This window comes from Halodesulfovibrio oceani subsp. galateae (assembly GCF_055397225.1).
On record NZ_AP042453.1, the window covers coordinates 1432344 to 1457802 of the forward strand.

1 protein-coding gene is annotated in these 25459 nt (G+C 46.5%); it reads left to right on the top strand.

Translation table 11 applies throughout. The annotated features are described in order from the left end of the window. The first annotated feature begins 310 nt into the window (after positions 1-310). Positions 311-25438 (top strand): tandem-95 repeat protein, encoded by a 25128-nt coding sequence (locus ACZ5V1_RS06410; RefSeq protein WP_464391150.1) that lies wholly within the window; start codon positions 311-313, stop codon positions 25436-25438. The last annotated feature ends 21 nt before the right edge of the window (positions 25439-25459 follow it).

The window sequence follows — 25459 nt, forward strand, 5'->3', positions numbered from 1 at the left end:
AAAAACAGCCTATCTATTCAAATATCAACTGTATAAAATTATTCTGAGAGAGCAAAACACTACTTCTGCAGTTCCTTAATACTTTATAGAAATGTGATCGTTATGAATTTAACATTACAGTAACCGCACAATAAACAACAAAAAAAGCTCATGTAGAAATAATAGATAGTTTCCCCCCTTCATTTTATTTTTTTGTAATGATCATAAGAGCATTTAGCACAACCTTGACTCACTAAAGGCTGTTATACGTGGCAAAATAGAATTACTTTATATTTGCCCTCGTTGATTTTTACACAAAGGGGAGGCGGTTATGGTTGATAACACATCAAAGACAAACATCACTCTAGCAACACCTGAAGATGGCGTTACCCATATAGTTGAGATCACACCAGAGACACAGCTTACTTTTGATTTTGATCCTAAGGTGGTCGAATATGAACTGACTGAAGACGGCGATCTGCTTCTGACATTTAAGAATGGAGGGGGATATACGTTTAAAGGGTTTGCCGAAATTGAGGGGGATATTAACGTTTCCGTAGACGGATATGTTGTGTCCATGTCTGGCCTGCTGCTCGACATCGCTGACATCGACACGGCCTCTGGCGAGTCCAAATCGCTTACCAGCGGACAGCAAGGGTTTGAAGAGGGATTTGGAGAGACTCTTGGCGGCATCGACAACCTCACGCTGCAAAGTAAAACGCTGACTGATGCAAACGGTGATGTGTCATCAGACATCCCTGACATGACTGTTGACGTAACAGCGCCGGACATAGACCCAATCGACCTTACAACGCCTTCTGATTCCGGAACGTTTAATGATGATAACCTGACAAATGTTGCAAATCCTGTTTTTGCAGGGTCAGCTGAAGCCTTTTCTACCATTACATTATTTGCCGACGGGGTGTTGCTTGGCACAACCACCACTGATTCTAACGGAAATTGGGAATTTCAATCCCCAACACTTGGTGACGGAGTCTATGACATTACCGCGACCGCAACCGATGCAAACGGAAACACCTCCGATCCGACTCCTCCATTATCTGTAGAGATCGATTTAACGACACCAGCAACTCCCGATGTTACTTTTACTGATAATCAGGACGGCATTTCTACGTATATTAATGCTGAAGAAGTGACTGGTGATGGTACGCCTACCACCACAGTAAACGTTTTGGTGCCTGACAGCGCCCGTGCGGGCGATACTCTTGTGATTACGTACAATGATATTAACGGGGCAGAACAGGTCGTATCGACGGTACTAACCAATGCGCAAGTTCTTGAAGGGGTAAATATAGAAGTTGCAGCAATTGGGGAATTTGAACTTAACGTCACAGCCAAAGCGTTTGATCCGGCAGGTAACGAAGGGGGCACAACAACCTCGTCTGTTCTTATTGATACAATACTGCCGGATGCACCTGGTATTGATCTCCAAGTGGATTCTCGCTTTGAAGATGATGACTACACAAACAATGGGCTGCTTACATTCACAGGTGAAGCCGATTCTGTTTTACAGTTTACCGTGGTCGATGACATGGGGAACAGCATTGCAACGCCACCACAAACCTCTATGGTCAACGGTACGTTCACGTTCGACATGGACTCATTGCCTGACGGAACATACACCGTTGTAGCAACGCTTACGGATGCAGCAGGCAACACCTCTGCTCCTCAAAGCTTTAGTTATACATTAGACCAGACAAATCCAGATTTAGTCACCATTAACGAAAGCCTCCCTGAAATTAGTGAAGATGTTCCTTTTGACCCAAGCCTTGGCCTTTTTGTTGAACAGCTTCAAGCCAGTGAACCCAATGTAACCTACGAAATTGTTGGTGGTAACGACAATAACTGGTTCACCCTTACACCTGACGGCGAACTGTCCGTAACAGAAGAGGGTATTAATGCTGGCGTAATGAATTTTGAGCAAACGGGGCTAGGTGACGGGCGTACTATAAACATCCAGACAACAGATCAGGCCGGTAACACCAATACAAATGACTACACACTTGAAGTGACCAACGTAAACGAAAGACCGGATGCTGTAGATTTTTCATATGCTGACACAATAGAAGCTAACGCAGGCTTACAAGGCAACTTCTATGCTTTTGACAATCAGACAGACTTACCTCCGGGCATTAATTGGACACATAAAGACGCATTTGATTATGTTGAAGCACATATAAACAACTCTGAAACTCCTACCGATGCTGCTTTCATTGCAGAGCAACTTGATTTCGGACTCCGTAGCGGCACGCTTGATACCTTCAACGAGTTACGTGACTTTATTAGTGGAAGCGGAACAGATTTAGTTGATACCAGACCGGACGACAACTTTGATACATACGCAGATCGCGGCATTATCAAGTTTGAAGGCAGTGCCTTCTTTGAAGACGGGGAACATCGTATTCGTGTTTATTCCGACGATGGTTTCCAGCTGAAAATTGACGGAGAGGTTGTTGCCAGTTTCTACAACGACAGAGCACCAGGAACTACTACCGTTAATATCGGTGACCTTACAGAAGGCTTCCACGATATAGAAATTATCTACTGGGATCAGGGCGGACGTTACGTACTGAAAGTAGAAGATTCAGTACGCCCAGAAGGTGGAGCATGGTCTAATTTTGAAGTGCTTGGTAACGACCCAAGTACATTGGTTCACAACCCACTGGTAACCGCAGAGGATAATTCACTGACTGTTGATGCAGATTTACTGGTCAGTCAGGCCACAGATCCAGACCAAAACACGACATTGTCGCTAGTAGAAGATTCTCTAGAATTGCAGGCAACGGTTAACGGCGCAGCAGTCATCGGCGTAGAGATCATACCGCCAGTTACTGAAAACGGTGTGACCTACACAAATGAAATTTCGGGAGTAGGTCAAATTGGTACCGACACAAACGGTAACATTGTTTTTACACCTGCGGGAAATTACAACGGTGAAGTGTCATTCGCCTATGAAATACAGGACAACGGAACACCGCAGCTTATTTCTGACCCAGCAACAGTTACGTTAAACGTTACTCCTGTAAACGATGCTCCGACAGCTATAGACACCACATCCTACGATGACGGCATTGAAGATCAAGCACTAGTAATCGCACGTGCTGACCTCTTGGAAGATCTTGATATTCAAGATGTTGAAGACGGTCAAAACGTTATTCTTGATATTACTTCGACAAATTCAGATATCCTAAGCATTACGTATAATCAAAACACTGAAGAATTCACCATTATACCAAAAGAAAACTTTAATGGTGATACACAGCTTCGAGTTAGTATTGAAGATCAGGACGGAGCGACGACATATCGCGCAATCAATGCGAATTTTGATCCTGTAAACGACATTCCGACTGCTGATCTGACTACTAATTTTGATACAGGTGTGGAAGACCAAACCCTGTACATTACCCGTGCAGAAATTATCTCCAGCCTGAATATTGATGATGTAGAAGACGGCCAGAATGTCATTCTTGAGCTGACCACCGGCAATCCGAATATTCAGAACATCTCATACGACACCGTGAATGAGCAGTACGTCATTGAGCCGGTTGAAAACTTTAACGGGGATGTACAATTCAATCTGTCCATTACCGATCAAGAAGGAGCGTCAATCCAGCGTACCATCGGTGCGAATTTTGATCCTGTAAACGACATACCGACTGCTGATCTGACCACAAATTTCGATACGGGTGTAGAAGACCAAACTCTGTATATTACCCGTGCTGACATCATCTCCAGCCTGAACATTGATGACGTGGAAGACGGACAAAATGTCATTCTTGATTTGACCACTGACAACCCGAATATTCAAAATATTTCATATGATGCCGTCAATGAGCAGTATGTCATTGAGCCGGTTGAAAACTTCAACGGGGATGTACAGTTCAATCTGACCATTACGGATCAGGAAGGGGCATCAATCCAGCGCACCATCGGTGCGAACTTTGATCCTGTGAACGACGTTCCAACTGCTGATCTGACCACAAATTTCGATACTGGTGTAGAAGACCAAACTCTGTATATTACCCGTGCTGACATCATCTCCAGCTTGAATATTGATGATGTGGAAGACGGGCAAAATGTCATCCTTGATCTGACCACAGCCAATCCGAATATTCAAAGCATCTCATACGATGCCGTCAATGAGCAGTACGTCATTGAGCCGGTTGAAAACTTCAACGGGGATGTGCAGTTCAACTTGTCCATTACCGATCAGGAAGGGGCATCAATTCAACGTATCATCGGTGCGAACTTTGATCCTGTAAACGACATACCGACTGCTGATCTGACCACAAATTTCGATACAGGTGTAGAAGATCAGACCCTGTACATTACCCGTGCAGACATCATCTCCAGCCTGAATATTGATGACGTGGAAGACGGGCAGAATGTCATCCTTGATTTGACCACAGCCAACCCGAATATTCAGAACATCTCATACGACACCGTGAATGAGCAGTACGTCATTGAGCCGGTTGAAAACTTCAATGGTGATGTGCAGTTCAATCTGTCCATTACCGATCAGGAAGGGGCGTCAATCCAGCGTACTATCAATGCGAATTTTGATCCTGTAAACGACATTCCAACTGCTGATTTGAGCACTAATTTCGATACAGGAGTAGAAGATCAAACCCTGTACATTACTCGTGCTGACATCATCTCCAGCCTGAATATTGATGATGTGGAAGACGGGCAGAATGTCATTCTTGACCTGACCACTGACAACCCGAATATTCAGAATATTTCATATGATGCCGTGAATGAGCAGTACGTAATTGAGCCAGTTGAAAACTTCAATGGTGATGTGCAATTCAATCTTTCCATTACCGATCAGGAAGGGGCGTCAATTCAACGTACCATCGGTGCGAACTTTGATCCTGTAAACGACATACCGACGGCTGATTTGACCACTAATTTCGATACGGGTGTAGAAGACCAAACTCTGTACATTACCCGTGCAGACATTATCTCCAGCCTGAATATTGATGATGTTGAAGACGGCCAGAATGTTATTCTCGACTTGACCACTAATAACCAGAATATTCAGAACATTTCATATGACGCCGTGAATGAGCAGTACGTCATTGAGCCAGTTGAAAACTTCAATGGTGATGTGCAATTCAATCTGTCAATTACTGATCAGGAAGGGGCGTCAATCCAGCGCACTATCGGTGCGAACTTTGATCCTGTAAACGACATACCAACTGCTGATTTGACCACAAATTTTGATACAGGTGTGGAAGATCAAACTCTGTACATTACCCGCGCAGACATCATCTCCAGCCTGAATATTGATGATGTAGAAGACGGGCAGAATGTCATTCTAGACCTAACCACCAGCAACCCGAATATTCAGAACATCTCATACGATGCCGTCAATGAGCAGTACGTCATTGAGCCGGTTGAAAACTTCAACGGGGATGTGCAGTTCAACTTGTCCATTACCGATCAGGAAGGGGCATCAATTCAACGTACCATCGGTGCGAACTTTGATCCTGTAAACGACATACCGACTGCTGATCTGACCACAAATTTCGATACAGGTGTAGAAGATCAGACCCTGTACATTACCCGTGCAGACATCATCTCCAGCCTGAATATTGATGATGTGGAAGACGGGCAGAATGTCATTCTTGATCTGACCACCGGCAATCCGAATATTCAAAACATCGCATACGACGCCGTGAATGAGCAGTACGTCATTGAGCCAGTTGAAAACTTCAATGGTGATGTGCAATTCAATCTGTCCATTACCGATCAAGAAGGGGCGTCCATTCAACGTACCATCGGTGCGAACTTTGATCCTGTGAATGATGTGCCGACGGCTGACCTGACCACTAATTTCGATACAGGTGTGGAAGATCAAACCTTGTACATTACCCGTGCAGACATCATCTCCAGCCTGAACATTGATGACGTGGAAGACGGACAAAATGTCATCCTTGATCTGACCACTGACAACCCGAATATTCAGAGCATCTCATACAATGCCGTAAATGAGCAGTATGTCATTGAACCAGTTGAAAACTTCAATGGGGATGTACAATTCAATCTGTCCATTACTGATCAGGAAGGAGCGTCCATTCAACGTACCATCGGTGCGAATTTTGATCCTGTGAACGATGCGCCGACAGCAAATGATGCACTTATTGGTACAATTGAAGAAGATGCGACAGTGCCGGTTACATTTACGGCCGCTTCCATCATCAACGATATGAACATTGTTGATGTTGATGGCGACGACTTAACCCTGACGTATACCCCGAATCCAGTTCAACTTGGAGTTGTCACATACGAAGGGGCTGGCGGGTTAACCGTGGTGCTCCAGTCTGGAGATGAAATAGAAGCAGGTACAACGTATTCATTTACGCCTGCACCAAACGCCGACACAGATTTTGTTTTTGATGTGACAGCCACGGACCCAAATGGGGCGATCGTAACAGAAACAGCAACAATTGATGTCCTCCCTGTTAATGATGCCCCAACACTGGTATTTGAAATACCGACCAATACGAATCCAAACATCATTATTAATGGCAGCTTCGAAGATACAGATGGCGCGTCAATCCCGGAAGGCGGATGGCAAGGCTTTAACGTACTTCCAGGGTGGATCAAAACTCAGTTCGATGCTGAGGGAAATCCCATTGATCCTCGAGATCAAATGGAAGTTCATGACGAAGCACACGGCGGTCTTGGCGCAGCCGATGGTGAAAACTATATGGATCTAGGTGCAAGCCCTGGTAGCTCTGGACGTATCGGAAACGTTGGAATGACACAGATAATTGATGACGCAATCATTGAAGAAGGTGAACCATACCAACTTACGTTCTTCATCAAAAATAAAGCTGCTGCGTTTAACAGCAACGATGTGGATTCAGGAGATTTAACAGTTGGATGGAATGGCATTGAAGTGCCAATTGATCTGCCAGATGGAACGAGGCCTGATTGGGTGGAAGTAAACGTTACGGTTACGGCTGGCGCTGGTGACAACGTCCTTACGTTTTATGAAACAGGAGAGGGCGGAGACAACCATGGCATGGCTGTTGACAATATCAGTCTCGTAGAAGTTGCGACCATCACCGCACCGATAGTTATTCCGGAAGACCTTCCGACGGATACAGTTATTGCGCATGCCGTAGCAAGTGATATCGATTCTGAAAATCTCACATTTTCCTTTGCTGATGGCTCCCTTGAACAACATGGCTTTGTTATTGATCAAAACTCAGGCGAAATAAAGGTTACAGCTGGTGGACCATTTAATGATGCCGGTGAACCATTTGATATCGACGCACCAAATGCCAGCGACACAATTACTCTTGATGTAAAAGTTGATGACAATGACGGCGCATCCACAACGCAGCAGTTAGTTATCTCTTTGACAGATATCAACGATAACCCTGTCGCCTTTGCTCCTGCACAAAGTGGTGATGGGACGCCTATATCCAATTATGCATTTACTGTCACTGAAGCTGATACCGCTGTGGGGTCCGTTACAGCGGTGGATATTGACCGAACTGCTGGTGACATCACCTACTCACTCGAAAATACAGACGGATCGCCTGTAAGTGGATTTACTATCGACCAAAGCGGTAACATTGTTATCACAGATCCAAATGTAGTTGATGTGGACGCAAACAACGCAAGCGCGCAACAAACGTATGTTGTACGTGCACAATCTGAAGATGGAAGCGTCAACACCCAGCAGATTACCATCTCAGTTCAGGATGTTAACGACAATCCTGTCATCTTTGATCCAGCACAGAATAATGATGGCACAATTGCACCTAACTACATGTTTACCATGGATGAAACCGATGGTGTGGTTGGAACTATTTCAGCGCAGGATGCTGATTTTACCGCCGGTGACATTACCTATTCACTCGAGAACGTCGATGGTTCAGCACTGAATGGTTTTGCAATTGATCAAAACGGCAACATCACAGTTACCGACCCCTCTGTTGTAGAACTCGACCCAAATGGTTTGAACGAGTTCCAGTCTTTTGTTGTTCGTGCCCAGTCAGAAGACGGTAGTCAGAGTACGCAATCCGTACAACTCACGGTACAGCCCGTTAACGAATATGCACTCGACTTCACTGATAGCACTATTCAGCCTGTTATAATTGAAGAAACTGTTAATCCAGAAGACGGCTCCCGCGTGGTAACACAAGTGGAAGCAAAGGATTTTGACTACACAGAAAACGTTACCTACGAACTGCTGAACCACACAGACAAATTTGAAATCGATGCCCAAACAGGCGAGATCACAGTAAGGCAGGGGGTCATTTTAGATAATGCCACAAGCGGTGGTCTTGATGCCCTTGGCTCTGCATACGAGTCAAACGGAGTTTACACACTCACCGAAGCTTCCATGCAGGAAAACGGGGCTATCTGGTCAAATCAAACACTCGATCTGACAAAAGACTTCTCCATTACTTCTGAACTTTACTTCGGGACTTCACCCGGTGGTGAGGGAATCACCTTTGTACTTCACCCGGGTGTTGTTGATCCTTCAACCACTTCTGGTGGGTCAAACCTTGGTGCAAACATTGACAATGCAATCGTTGTAGAATTTGATACAAATAAAGACAGCTCTCAGAGTGATCCCGGATTTGACCACATTGCCATCCATACAGACGGCAATGTGACGCATGAGTCGCGCCCTGTACAACTGCCGAATATTGAAGATAGAGACTGGCATGAAGCTACGTTCTCATGGGATGCAACCAATGAGGTCTTTACAGTTACCTTTGAAGGAAGAACTGCAACCCTCAGTGGCGACATCACACAACACTTAGCAAATAACACCGAAGTTAACTTCGGATTTACCGGTTCAACAGCAAACCGTGGTAATTTGCAGCAAGTGAATATTCTCTCTATCGATGGAATCGATCAGACCTACGATTTGGATGTTCAAGCCACAAGCGCAGATACTAACGCTGCGACACCGGACGAAGTAATTACGACCACAATTCCAGTTACAATCACCTCATCTCCCGATGTTAACGTTAATGACGTACAATTTGATACACCGACAAACAGTGACGGTACCACGGCTGAAGACTTCATTTTTACCGTGACTGAAACAAACACAGTCGTCGGCACCATAAATGCGACAGATGCAGACTACAGATCCGGCGACATTACGTACTCATTAGAAAATAGCGATGGCTCGCCCGTCAGCGGCTTTGAAATCGATCAGGATGGTGTCATCACTGTGACCAATCCAGATGTTCTGGATATCGACCCAAATGGTGAAAACATTCTCCAAAACTTTGTTGTAAGAGCACAGGCAGATGACGGAAGTGAGTCAACACAGGAAGTATCTCTCAACGTTCTGGATGTGAACGACAATGCTGTAATTTTTGCTCCGGCCGAAGACAATGAAGGAGCACCGTTATCAAACTATGTCTTTAATATTACAGAAACAGATTCTGTTGTGGGAACTGTTGCTGCGACTGACAATGACTACACAGCAGGCGACATTACATATTCGTTGAGCTACAGGGATGGTTCACCGGCAGAAGGGTTTGAAATTGATGGAAATGGAGTCATTACAGTTACTGACCCAACCGTAATTAATGTTGACCCTGATGGAGCCAATTCACGCCAGAAATTGATTGTCAAAGCTGAATCCGAAGACGGCAGCATTAGTGGGCGGTCTATTACTATTGCGGTGCAGGACGTGAATGACAACGCCGTTATCTTTGACCCAGCAGAAAGTGGTGACGGATCACAATTACCGGACTACGCATTCACAATCACAGAATCTGATTCAGTGGTGGGCACCGTTGCCGCGAGCGACAATGACCTAACAGCGGGTGATCTTACGTATTCACTTGAAAACGTGGATGGGTCACCGGTAGTTGGCTATGCCATTGATCAAAGCGGCAACATCACCATTACCGACCAAAATGTAGTTGATATTGACCCAGATGGTATAAACGCATTTCAAAATATCGTGGTACGAGCTGAGTCTGAAGATGGAAGCGTGAGCACGCAACCGATCTCCATTACAGTACAAGACATCAACGACAACGCGCTCATCTTTGACCCGGCACAGAACAATGACGGCAGTCCTGCGCAAAATTACATGTTCACCATGAATGAAACAGCGGGAGTTGTTGGCACTATTACGGCTCAGGATGCTGACTTTACAGCAGGCGACATCACATATTCACTTGAAAATGCAGATGGCTCGCCGCTCGAAGGTTTTGCCATTGACCAAAACGGCAGCATCACTGTTACTAATCCGAATGCTGTAGATCTTGACCCTAATGGTTTAAATGAACTCCAATCCTTCGTAGTTCGTGCCCAGTCTGAAGATGGTAGCGAAAGTACTCAGGCTGTGCAGCTTACAGTTGAGCCTGTCAACGAGCATGTTGTTGATTTTACAGACAGCACAATTCAACCGGTAGTTATTGAAGAAACCGTTAATCCAGAAGATGGCTCACGTGTTGTTACTCAAGTGGAAGCAAAAGATTTCGACTACACAGAGAATGTTACCTACGAATTATTGAACCACACCGACAAATTTGAAATTGATTCTCAGACTGGTGAAATTACAGTTAAAGAGGGGGTAATACTGGACAACGAAGGCGGGGTGGCAACTTTCGGCGCTTTAGGTACAGCATATGAAACAAACGGCATTTACACACTGACTGACGCTACACAGTCGCAGGATGGCGCAATATGGTCTGATCAGACACTTAATCTGACACAAGACTTCAGTATCACCACCGATCTATTCCTTGGCTCATCCAATGGTGCAGATGGCATCACCTTTGTGCTACATCCAGATGGTTTTACCCCTGCGGATACAACCCACGGTGGCTCTCTTGGCGCTAATATTGACAACGCAGTTGTTGTCGAATTTGACACGTATAGAAATTCAGACCTTGGTGACCCTTGGCAAGACCATGTCTCGATTCATACTGATGGAGATTTACGTCATGGTTCTGATCACTCACAAGCTATCCAGACGTCAAACCTCGAAGACGGCTTATGGCACGAAGCCACATTCGCCTGGGATGCTACGGCAGAAGTTTTCACCGTTACCTTTGAAGGACAGACTGCGACATTAACAGGGGGACTGAGTCAACACCTTGCGAACAGCACGAATGTTCACTTCGGCTTCACCGGTACAACTGGCGGTCTATACAACTTGCAACAGGTTAATATTAAATCTGTTGAAGGGCTTGACGTTACGTATGACCTCGATGTTCAAGCCACCAGTGCTGACGCTGATCCTTCAACTCCATCTGAAGTAATTGAAACCACAATCCCAGTAACAATTACATCTTCACCAGATGTAAACGTTAATGATGTTGTGTTTGAAACTGCTACGAATAGTGATGGAAGCAATGCTGAGGACTTCGCATTCACAATAACTGAAGCAAATGATGTTGTAGGAACAATTACAGCGTCTGATGCTGACTTTAGATCCGGCGAAATAACATTCTCACTGGAAAACCCCGATGGTTCACCAGTAGACGGTTTTACCATCGACCAAAATGGAGTTATTACCGTTACTGACCCTACAGCTGTAGACATCGACCCTGATGGAATCAACGCTCTTCAAAATTTGGTTGTTCGAGCCGAAGCGGATGATGGCAGTGTAACCACCCAAGACGTTACAATTTCTGTTCAAGATATAAACGATAACCCAGTTATCTTTGCCCCTGCTGAAAACAATGACGGTAGTCCAGCAGCTGACTACACATTCACTATCACTGAAGCTGATGCCAATGTGGGCACAATCACTGCGACGGATAATGACTTCACCGCAGGCGACATCACATATTCACTGGAAGATGCTAGCGGTAATCCAGTCCAAGGCTTTGCCATTGATCAGAGCGGCAATATCACCATTACTGATCAGTCCGTTGTAGATATGGACCCTGATGGCACGAATGCACTTCAAAATATGGTTGTCCGTGCCGTAGCTGAAGACGGTAGTGTTAATACTCAGCAGATCATAATCTCCGTTCAAGATGTGGATGACAATCCGGTTATCTTTGCTCCTGCTGAAAATAGCGACGGCAGCCCCGCAGCAAATTACACGTTCACCATTACTGAAGCTGATGCCAATGTGGGCACCATCACTGCGACTGACAACGACTTTACCGCAGGCGACATCACATATTCACTGGAAGATGCTAGCGGCAATCCAGTGCAAGGCTTTGCCATTGATCAGAGCGGCAATATCACCATTACTGATCAGTCCGTTGTGGATATGGACCCTGATGGCACGAATGCACTTCAAAATATGGTTGTCCGTGCCGTAGCTGAAGACGGTAGTGTTAATACTCAGCATATCACAATCTCCGTTCAGGACGTGGACGACAATCCAGTTATCTTTGCTCCTGCTGAAAACAACGACGGCAGTCCGGCAGCGAATTACACGTTCACCATCACTGAAGCTGATGCCAATGTGGGCACCATCACTGCGGCTGATAACGACTTCACCGCAGGCGACATCACATATTCACTGGAAGATACTAGCGGCAATCCAGTGCAAGGCTTTGCCATTGATCAGAGCGGCAATATCACCATTACTGATCAGTCCGTTGTAGATATGGACCCTGACGGCACAAATGCGCTTCAGAATATGGTTGTCCGTGCCGTAGCTGAAGATGGTAGTGTTAATACTCAGCCAATCACCATCTCCGTTCAGGATGTGGATGACAATCCGGTTATCTTCGCTCCTGCTGAAAACAACGACGGCAGTCCGGCAGCGAATTACACGTTCACCATCACTGAAGCTAATGCCAATGTGGGCACCATCACTGCGACTGACAACGACTTCACCGCAGGCGACATCACATATTCACTGGAAGACGCTAACGGCAATCCAGTCCAAGGCTTTGCCATTGATCAGAGCGGCAATATCACCATTACTGACCAATCCGTTGTAGATATGGACCCTGACGGCACAAATGCGCTCCAGAACATGGTTGTCCGTGCCGTAGCAGAAGACGGTAGTGTTAATACGCAACAGATCACCATCTCCGTTCAAGATGTTAACGATAACCCAGTTATCTTTGCTCCTGCTGAAGACAACGACGGTAGCCCCACAGCGAATTACACATTCACCATTACTGAGGCTGATACCAATGTGGGCACCATCACTGCGGCTGATAATGACTTCACCGCAGGCGACATCACATATTCACTGGAAGATACTAGCGGCAATCCAGTGCAAGGCTTTGCCATTGATCAGAGCGGCAATATCACCATTACTGATCAGTCCGTTGTGGATATGGACCCTGACGGCACAAATGCACTTCAAAATATGGTTGTCCGTGCCGTAGCTGAAGACGGCAGTGTTAATACGCAACAGATCACCATCTCCGTTCAGGATGTGGATGACAATCCGGTTATCTTTGCCCCTGCTGAAAACAACGACGGTAGTCCGGCAGCTGACTACACATTCACCATCACTGAAGCTGATGCTAATGTGGGCACCATCACTGCGGCTGATAATGACTTTACCGCAGGCGACATTACATATTCACTGGAAGATACTAGCGGCAATCCAGTCCAAGGCTTTGCCATTGATCAAAGCGGCAATATCACCATTACTGACCAGTCCGTTGTAGATATGGACCCTGACGGCACGAATGCACTTCAAAATATGGTTGTCCGTGCCGTAGCTGAAGACGGTAGTGTTAATACTCAGCAGATCACAATCTCCGTTCAGGATGTGGATGACAATCCGGTTATCTTTGCTCCTGCTGAAAATAGCGACGGCAGCCCCGCAGCAAATTACACGTTCACCATTACTGAAGCTGATGCCAATGTGGGCACCATCACTGCGGCGGATAATGACTTCACCGCAGGCGACATCACATATTCACTGGAAGACGCTAGCGGCAACTCAGTCCAAGGCTTTGCCATTGATCAGAGCGGCAATATCACCATTACTGACCAGTCCGTTGTGGACATGGATCCTGACGGCACGAATGCGCTCCAGAACATGGTTGTCCGTGCCGTAGCAGAAGACGGTAGTGTTAATACTCAGCAGATCACCATCTCCGTTCAGGATGTAGATGACAATCCAGTTATCTTTGCTCCTGCTGAAAATAGCGACGGCAGTCCGGCAACGAATTACACATTCACCATCACTGAAGCTGATGCCAATGTGGGCACCATCACTGCGGCTGATAACGACTTCACCGCAGGCGACATCACATATTCACTGGAAGACGCTAACGGCAATCCAGTACAAAGCTTTGCCATTGATCAAAACGGCAACATCACCATTACTGACCAGTCCGTTGTAGACATGGATCCTGATGGCACGAATGCGCTTCAAAACATGGTTGTCCGTGCCGTAGCTGAAGACGGCAGTGTTAATACGCAGCAGATCACCATCTCCGTTCAGGATGTTAACGATAACGCAATTGCATTTGATTCTGCTCAAAACAATGATGGCAGTGCAGCAACAAACTTTATGTTCACGATGAATGAAACAGATGGCACCGTAGGCACAATTACAGCTCAAGATGCAGATTTCACTGCAGGCAGCATTACATATTCATTAGAAGATGCGAGTGGAAACCCGGTAGAGGGCTTTGCTATCGATCAAGATGGCGTAATTACAGTTACAGATCCTTCGGTTATTGATGTTGACGCTGATGACGCCAATGCCAATCAGAACTTAGTGGTGCGCGCACAATCCGAGGATGGCAGCGAAAGTACTCAACAGGTTGCAATCTCCGTTCTAAATGTAAATGACGATATCGGAGATCTTTCAGATGTCGACAGTAGTAGTAATGTTGTTGACGAAAGCGTACCAGTCGGCACTTATGTTGGTGTTACCCTGAACGCCGTGGATGTTGACGGGGACGCAGTAACCTATTCATTACCAGATGACGTTCCGTTTACTGTGGGAGATGACGGCAGGATCCTTACAAGTAGCGAAATTGAATTTGGTAACACCCGAGACTTCACTTTTGAAGCAACAGCAACCAGTTCTGACGGAAGTTACTCGACTCAAACAATCACTATTGAGGCTGGCAACCTTAATCCAGAAGCGGTTGGAGAAAATTGGGAAACATACGATACTCAAGATACGTCTGTAACGGGTATTCTTGGAGCAAACTCCGCAGTGGATGTCTATGAATTCCAACACAATGGCGGACGATTAATCTTAGATGCTCTTACAGAAAAAGGTGCTGATTATAATAACTCGAACCAAGATGACGTTTATCAAGATCTTGATGGCAGCGGAACTCAGCAGGAATTGGATATCTGGATTGAAGTATGGGACGATGACGGCAACAGAGTAGCCTACAACGATGACGGTGGAAGTCGTGGCAGGGAGGATGGCTCACTTCACCCTTATGATTCTTATTTAGACATAAATAACCTTGCTCCCGGTGATTACGAGATCCGTGTTAGCTCATACCGTGCACAAACAAGCGGCCCATATAAAATAAACATTCAAGGTAATGTTGAAATGGGTGACAACCCTTACACAACATTCGAAGATACCCAGCTTGTTATCGACAATACGTTGTTGCTCGGCAATGACTCTGATCCAAATAATGACTCTATCTCCATCGTTGACGTAAGTGCCACGGAAGACACACATGGTGAGGTATCTCTTGATGCAGAAGGCAATGTAGTCTTTACTCCGGAATTAAACTTTAACGGCGAAGCAAGCTTTACATATACCATCAGCGATGGCCGTGGTGGCGAAGACACTGCCACTGTTACTGTCTTTGTAGAAGATATTAATGATGTCCCTCAAATCTCAGTTGTTGAAACGACTTTAACAGAAGATACTGCGCAGATAATTGCCACGGCCAGTGATGTTGATGGCGAGATTGTCAGCAACTCCCTATCTGCGGCACACGGAACAGTCTCTATCGATGCCGATGGAAACATTCTTTACACACCTGACGCAGACTACAATGGAGCCGACAGCGTATCTATTTCCGTCACAGATGATAGCGGGGGGACGACAACGCAAACAATTAATGTAAGCGTTGCAGGCGTGAATGATGTCGTTGTTGTTGGAGATGTCGATCTGGGATCAATGGCAGAAGACGGCACTATCACGTTCACTGACGCAGATCTTATTGCCTCCAGTTCGGATGTTGATGGTGACAATTTGATAGTTACCGAAGTGAACTTAACAGCGGACGTAGGTACCTTTACCGACAATGGTAACGGTACCTACACATTCACACCAGACGAAAACTTTAATGGTGAAAATGTGCCTTTCGACTTCACAGTATCTGATGGAGCAACAGAGGGTTCTGCAACAGCCACACTTGATGTAACAGCCATAAACGATGCCCCTGTCGTCGGAGATATTGACCTTGGTACAACGGCTGAAGATACCGCGATGACATTCACAGCCGCGGACCTGCTTGCCTCAAGCTCCGATGTAGAAGGTAGTGAGTTAACTGTTACAAATGTAAGCATACCCGTAACCCTAGGTCTAATTACTAACGTCGGTGACACCTACACATTTACTCCGACTGAAAACTTCAACGGTCAAGATGTACCGTTCAGTTTCACGGTCTCTGATGGCACTATCACGACTTCAGCGACCGCGACACTTGATGTGACAGCAGTGAATGATGCGGCTGTGGTGGAAGATATTGACCTTGGCGCAACCCTTGAAGATACAGCTGTAACTTTCACAGCGGCAGATCTTCTTGCCTCAAGCTCTGACGTCGACGGTGACAACTTGAGCGTCATCGACGTAAGCGTATCCGCAGATGCAGGTACACTTACCAATGACGGCGGTACCTATACCTTTACGCCAACCGAGAACTTCAACGCCCAAGATGTTCCGTTCAGCTTCACCGTCTCTGACGGCACTATCACGACTTCAGCGACCGCGACTCTAGATGTCACAGCAGTGAACGATGCGGCTGTGGTGGAAGATATTGATCTTGGCGCAACCCTTGAAGATACAGCAGTCACATTTACAGCGGCTGATCTTCTTGCCTCAAGCTCTGATGTTGACGGCGACAACTTGAGCGTCACCAACGTAAGCGTATCCGCAGAGGCAGGTACACTTACCAACGACGGCGGCACCTATACATTCACACCGGCCGAGAATTTCAACGGCCAAGACGTACCGTTCAGCTTCACGGTCTCTGATGGCACAACCACGACCTCGGCGACTGCGACTCTCGATGTGACAGCAGTAAACGATGCCGCTGTGGTGGAAGACATTGACCTTGGCGCAACACTTGAAGATACAGCAGTCACATTCACAGCGGCAGATCTTCTTGCCTCAAGCTCTGATGTTGACGGTGACAACTTGAGCGTCATCGACGTGAGCGTATCCGCAGATGCAGGTACACTTACCAATGACGGCGGTACCTTTACATTTACTCCGACTGAAAACTTCAACGGCCAAGATGTTCCGTTCAGCTTCACCGTCTCTGATGGCACAACCACAACCTCAGCTACCGCGACTATCGATGTGACAGCAGTGAACGATGCCGCTGTGGTGGAAGAGATTGATCTTGGCGCAACACTTGAAGATACAGCAGTCACATTCACAGCGGCTGATCTTCTTGCCTCAAGCTCTGATGTTGACGGCGACAACTTAAGCGTCATCGACGTGAGCGTATCCGCAGATGCAGGTACACTTACCAATGACGGCGGTACCTATACATTTACTCCGACTGAAAACTTCAACGGCCAAGATGTACCGTTCAGCTTCACGGTCTCTGATGGCACAACCACGACCTCGGCTACCGCGACTCTGGATGTCACAGCAGTGAATGATGCGGCTGTGGTGGAAGATATTGATCTTGGCGCAACCCTTGAAGATACAGCTGTAACTTTCACAACGGCTGATCTTCTTGCCTCAAGCTCTGATGTTGACGGCGACAATCTGAGCGTCACCAACGTGAGCGTATCTGCAGATGCGGGTACACTCACCAATGATGGCAGTACCTATACATTTACTCCGACTGAAAACTTTAACGACCAAGATGTACCATTCAACTTCACCGTCTCTGATGGCACTATCACGACTTCAGCGACCGCGACACTTGATGTGACAGCAGTGAATGATGCGGCTGTGGTGGAAGATATTGATCTTGGCGCAACCCTTGAGGATACGGCAGTCACATTCACAGCGGCTGACCTTCTTGCCTCAAGCTCTGATGTTGACGGCGACAACTTGAGCGTCACCAACGTGAGCGTATCCGCAGATGCAGGTACACTTACCAACGACGGCGGCACCTATACATTTACGCCGACTGAAAACTTCAACGGCCAAGATGTTCCGTTCAGCTTCACCGTCTCTGATGGCACAACCACAACCTCAGCTACCGCGACTATCGATGTGACAGCAGTGAACGATGCCGCTGTGGTGGAAGAGATTGATCTTGGCGCAACACTTGAAGATACAGCAGTCACATTCACAGCGGCTGATCTTCTTGCCTCAAGCTCTGATGTTGACGGCGACAACTTAAGCGTCATCGACGTGAGCGTATCCGCAGATGCAGGTACACTTACCAATGACGGCGGTACCTATACATTTACTCCGACTGAAAACTTCAACGGCCAAGATGTACCGTTCAGCTTCACGGTCTCTGATGGCACAACCACGACCTCGGCTACCGCGACTCTGGATGTCACAGCAGTGAATGATGCGGCTGTGGTGGAAGATATTGATCTTGGCGCAACCCTTGAAGATACAGCTGTAACTTTCACAACGGCTGATCTTCTTGCCTCAAGCTCTGATGTTGACGGCGACAATCTGAGCGTCACCAACGTGAGCGTATCTGCAGATGCGGGTACACTCACCAATGATGGCAGTACCTATACATTTACTCCGACTGAAAACTTTAACGACCAAGATGTACCATTCAACTTCACCGTCTCTGATGGCACTATCACGACTTCAGCGACCGCGACACTTGATGTGACAGCAGTGAATGATGCGGCTGTGGTGGAAGATATTGATCTTGGCGCAACCCTTGAGGATACGGCAGTCACATTCACAGCGGCTGACCTTCTTGCCTCAAGCTCTGATGTTGACGGCGACAACTTGAGCGTCACCAACGTGAGCGTATCCGCAGATGCAGGTACACTTACCAACGACGGCGGCACCTATACATTTACGCCGACTGAAAACTTCAACGGCCAAGATGTTCCGTTCAGCTTCACCGTCTCTGACGGCACAACCACGACCTCGGCTACCGCGACCCTTGATGTCACAGCAGTGAACGATGCCGCTGTGGTGGAAGATATTGATCTTGGCGCAGCCCTTGAGGATACGGCAGTTATATTTACGGCAGCTGATCTTCTTGCCTCAAGCACTGATGTTGACGGCGACAACTTGAGCGTCATCGACGTGAGCGTATCCGCAGATGCGGGCACACTTACCAATGACGGCGGTACGTATACATTTACGCCGACTGAAAACTTCAACGGTCAAGACGTACCGTTCAGCTTCACCGTCTCTGACGGCACAACCACTACCTCGGCTACCGCGACCCTTGATGTCACAGCAGTGAACGATGCCGCTGTGGTGGAAGACATTGATCTTGGCGCAACCCTTGAAGATACAACTGTAACATTTACAGCGGCTGACCTTCTTGCCTCAAGCTCTGATGTTGACGGTGACAATTTGAGCGTTATCGATGTGAACGTATCCGCAGATGCAGGTACACTTACCAATGACGGCGGCACCTACACCTTTACGCCAACCGAGAACTTCAACGGTCAAGATGTACCGTTCAGCTTCACCGTCTCTGACGGCACAACCACTACCTCGGCTACCGCGACCCTTGATGTCACAGCAGTGAACGATGCCGCTGTGGTGGAAGATATTGATCTTGGCGCAACCCTTGAAGATACAGCTGTAACCTTCACAACGGCTGATCTTCTTGCCTCAAGCTCTGATGTTGACGGCGACAACTTAAGCGTCATTGACGTGAGCGTGTCTGCAGATGCGGGTACACTTACCAATGACGGCGGTACCTATACATTTACGCCGACTGAAAACTTCAACGGCCAAGACGTACCGTTCAGCTTCACTGTCTCCGATGGCACTACCACAACCTCAGCTACCGCGACACTCGATGTCACAGCAGTAAACGATGCCGCTGTGGTGGAAGATATTGATCTGGGCGCAACCCTTGAGGATACCGCAGTTACATTTACAGCGGCTGACCTTCTTGCCTCTAGCTCTGATGTTGACGGCGACAACTTAAGCGTCATCGATGTGAGCGTCTCCGCAGATGCGGGTACACTTACCAATGACGGCGGTACCTATACATTTACGCCGACTGAGAACTTCAACGGCCAAGATGTTCCGTTCAGCTTCACGGTCTCCGATGGCACTACCACAACCTCAGCTACCGCGACACTTGATGTCACAGCAGTGAATGATGCCGCTGTAGTGGAAGACATTGATCTTGGCGCAACCCTTGAGGATACGGCAGTTACATTCACGGCAGCTGATCTTCTTGCCTCAAGCTCTGATGTTGACGGCGATAATTTGAGCGTCACCGACGTGAGCGTATCTGCAGATGCGGGTACACTTACCAATGACGGCGGTACCTATACATTTACGCCGACTGAAAACTTCAACGGCCAAGATGTACCATTCAACTTCACGGTCTCCGACGGCACAACCACGACTTCGGCTACCGCGACTCTGGATGTCACAGCAGTGAATGACGATATCAGTGCACTTACGGATACCAATACTGGTAGTAATGTTGTTAGTGAAAACGTTCCGGTCGGTACCTATGTGGGTGTAACCCTGAATGCAGTGGATGTAGACGGGGATACGGTCACATATTCATTGCCTGATGATGTTCCTTTCACCGTTGGAGAAGACGGCCGAATTCTTACTAGCGGTGAAATCGAGTTCGGTGATGCTAGCGACTTCACTTTTGAAGCCACTGCAACAAGCGCTGACGGCAGTACCTCGACGCAGACCGTTACCATTGAAGCAGGGAACCTTAATCCTGAAGCTATCGGTGAAAGTTGGGAAACATACGACACACAAGATACATCAGTCACCGGTGTTCTTGGAGCAAACTCCGCTGTGGACGTCTATGCGTTCGAACATAATGGGGGAAAGTTAATACTGGATGCTCTAACAGAAAAGGGTGCTGACTCAAATAATTCAAACAGAGATGACGTCTATCAGGATCTGGACGGTAGTGGAACGCAACAAGAATTGGATATATGGATTGAGGTTTGGGATGATGACGGAAACAGGGTCGCCTATAATGATGATGGCGGCAATCGCGGCAGGGGTGATGGTTCGCTCCATGCTTATGACTCCTATCTACAGATCAACAACCTTGAACCCGGAAACTATGAGATCCGTGTCAGTTCTTATCGCGCGCAGACAAGTGGACCATACAAGCTTTCCATAACTGGCGACGTTGAGATGGGCGATAACCCATACACAACATTCGAAGCAACCCCACTTGTTATCGATAACACGTTGTTACTTGGTAATGACTCTGATCCAAACAATGATTCGATATCCATTACTGAAGTGACTGCTACGGCAGACACCCATGGAGAGGTGTCTATTGATGCAGAAGGCAATGTAGTCTTCACTCCGGAAGTTAACTTTGATGGTGAAGCAAGCTTCACCTATACAATCAGCGACGGGCAGGGTGGTGAAGATACTGCCACCGTAACTGTTTTTGTTGAAAACGTTAACAATGCTCCTAGAATATCTACTGTGGAAACAACACTTGCAGAAGACACCGCACAGATAATCGCCTCCGTCAATGACGTTGACGGTGAAATTGTCAGCAACTCATTATCCGCAGCACACGGAACGGTTACCTTGGATGCAACCGGAAATATTCTCTACACACCTGATGAAAACTACAATGGTGCTGACAGCGTGTCTATTTCTGTCACCAATGAAAATGGAGAGACTTCGACCCAAACGATTGATCTTAATGTGGCGGGCGTAAACGACGTGGTCGTTGTAGGCGATGTTAACCTTGGATCGATTGCTGAAGATGGTGTAATCATCTTTACAGATGCTGACCTCCTAGCCTCAAGTACAGATGTTGACGGGGATAACCTGACCGTTACCAACGTAAGCGTGTCTGGAGATGTGGGAACACTTACAAACGTCGGTGGAACCTATACCTTCACACCAACCGAAAACTACAATGGTGAAAATGTACCTTTCGATTTCACAGTATCTGATGGCACGGCCACGGCTTCTGCAACAGCAACCCTTGATGTTACAGCTGTTAATGACGCACCTGTAGTTGGGGATGTTGACCTTGGAGCAATGACTGAAGATGGTACAATCGTTATTAGTGAAACTCAGCTCCTAGCAAATGCTACAGATGTTGATGGCGACACCTTGTCTGTTGAGAACCTGACCTCAACAAACGGATCTTTTGTTGATAACGGAAACGGCACATGGAACTTCACACCGGCTGAAAACTTCAGCGGAAGCATTAATATTAACTACAATGTTTCCGACGGTACGGCCTCTGTACCTTCCAGCGGAATTTTAGCCGTTAATGCAGTTGCTGATGCGCCTTCACTCTTCATTCAGGTCGCCAATACAGACGCAGTATACAATGATACCGCCGACTTTAGTGAAGCAAGCACAGGTATTAGCTTTGATTTAACAAACCATGATGCTCAAACTGTAAATGGTGACGTAGACCGTTGGGAAACCAATGAAGCAACCGGTTCCGATTTTAATGATGTATTTTCCTTTGATAATCTGGAGGCTGGTGAAACGTATACAGTCCATGGTGGAATTGGGAACAATACAATCGATTTGTCTTCATTTGTCGGCAGTAACGTATCCATTGATAACGATTCAGGAACGTTAACTGTAACGGTTGATGACGAAGGAAATACTGCAACCATTAACTATGACAATATTTCCACGATTGAATTCGACAGCAACGTCTTTGATGGTACGCCACATTCGGTTGAGCTTGATAACCACGACTGGCAAATTGATGGTACGGAAATAGAAGTTACGAGTTATGGCTCTGACGATTGGGCTGTTAGTCCTATCAACTTTGCGGGAACGCTTGATGAAAGCTTTACTCTGGACATTGTTGTAACCGCTTATGACGATAGTCCATGGCACAACGGCGCTATTGTCTTCGACTATCAGGATAGCAATAACTACAAAATGGCTGTTGCGCGTATTGGTGCAAACAGGTGGCAAATTGAACAAGTTGAGAATGGAGAACATACTAGGATTGCAAGAACCGAATACATTCAACTGGATACAAACGTCCCTAACGAAATCAGTTTGAACATTGATGGTGGCGTTGCAACTATCTTTTCCAACGGTGTTGAACAAATATCTCACGACTTTGGTACTCCGCTAAACAACGGCCAAATTGGTGTTGCAACCAACAACTCTCACACATCTTTTGAACTGAATATGGAACCATCAAACTGGGCACCTTCAGTAGAAAACTATGACGTTAGAATCCAAATTCAAGATGGTGGATTTACGACTCAAAATGTACTTGCCGATGCATTCGACCCTGAAGGCGCAAGTCTCGAGATTACAGGCTTCTCCCAAGCGGAACATGGAACTGTTGTTGACAATGGGAATGGTACATTCTCTTACGTTCCAACAGAGGGATACGTTGGGGTAGACACCTTTACCTATCAAGTCAGTGACGGTGACAACACTACTGTAGGAACTGTAAGCATCGACGTACAAAGTGATGCCGCGATTTCAATAACCAGTGGTGAATCCATTGTTCTGGACGTAGGTGCCAGTCTTGCTGATTTGGATGGATCAGAGTCGTTAAGTGTAATGCTTGAAGGTCTCCCAGAGGGAAGTGTGATTACAGATGGAGTCATCACTCTAACTGTAGGTGAAAATGGAATAGCTGATGTTTCCAGTATGAGTGCTAACGAATTACTGCTTACATCTCCAGAAAGCTACAATGCCAGCTTTGATGTGACTGTTCGGGCAATTTCAACCGAAGACACTGGTAGTTCTGTTGAAACATCCAGCGAATTTAGTGTTAACATCCTCAACGCTGACCTTCCGACAACTGGCTCTGTTGAAATACAAGGAACAGCAGAAGTTGGCGGATTATTAATCGCTGACATCAGCAACCTTGTTGATCTTGATGGTGATATCATTGCTGAATATCAATGGTATCGAGGCGAAGGCGATAACAAAGAAGCCATTGATGGCGCGACAAGCAGCGACTACACGTTAACGGCGGCTGATGCGAACCATCAGATTACTGTTGAAGTAAACGCTGGAGATTTAGATGGCTTTTCCGCAACGTTTGCAGACAGCACAACCTACATTGCCGCAAATCCAGAGTTCCAAGGCCTCACACAGTCTCGAGAGCTTCTGCTTAATGGTGATTTTGAAGATGGGTCAGCACATTGGACTAACGACTTTGGAGTTGTAGAATTGCAACAGACGGGTTCATTGATTTGGGGCGAATCAAACAATAACGAGGAAAATGATACTATTGCTGAACTTTCGGCCGACAACATAAGTCAAAACAATTTGAAACAGACGGTTACCGTTGATCCAGACAGTGAAAGTGTAACTCTTAAGTTTGACTACAAAGCTCGAGTAGATATTCTAAGTACCCAGCAGTTCTCAGTGTTCCTCGGAACAGTACTTATTGCTGAAAATGTTGTTTCCGGTAACGAATGGCAAACATTTGAGATCACAGTCCCAGTGTCCGATTTAGGGCTGAACAGTGCTGGCGAACTTACCGTTGAATTTTATGAAGCTACCAACGCGACGGTTGGCGTAATGCTTGATGACATCAGCTTGACTGAAAATCTACAGACGACGAGTTCTACAATTCATATTGATAATGATATAGCTCAGGATGGAGTCCTTGCCAGCCTTGCAGACTTTGATGAAAACTCTACATACACTCTGACGAATCCGGATGGTTCTACCTCTGAAGACTTCTCAGTAAGTGAGAGTGGTCAGATTACACCACTTGTAACCGGTGCAAACTTGCCGAGCGGACTAACAGAATTGAAGTTAACCATTGACGATGGTGAAGGAAATAGTTCGGAAACGAGCCTCTTTGTTACAAAAGACACCATTGATGACATCATATACAGCTCCTCTGACGATATGGGTGGTGGCCCGATCATTCTGGACGGTAATTCCATTAACGACATCACAGGCGAAAATGACGCGACAGACAGGTTCCATATAGAAGGCAATGAAGATGTACTAATTATCAATTTCGATGCAACTCAAGGCGATACAATAGACATTAGCAGTGTCCTTGGTGGCGCAGAAGAGCGAATTGATCTTTCTGCCAGCAATATTGAAGAGTACGTTGATATTTCAGGCGATAGTGGTAATTTTACGATTACAGTGAAGTCCGAAGTCCCTGAAGCTCCTGAACAGGTTATCACTATTCAGGATGCATCCGGCCTTGATGATCAGGCAGCACTCATTCAGATGTTGCTACAGAATAATTAGCATTCCCATAGATAAGGGAGC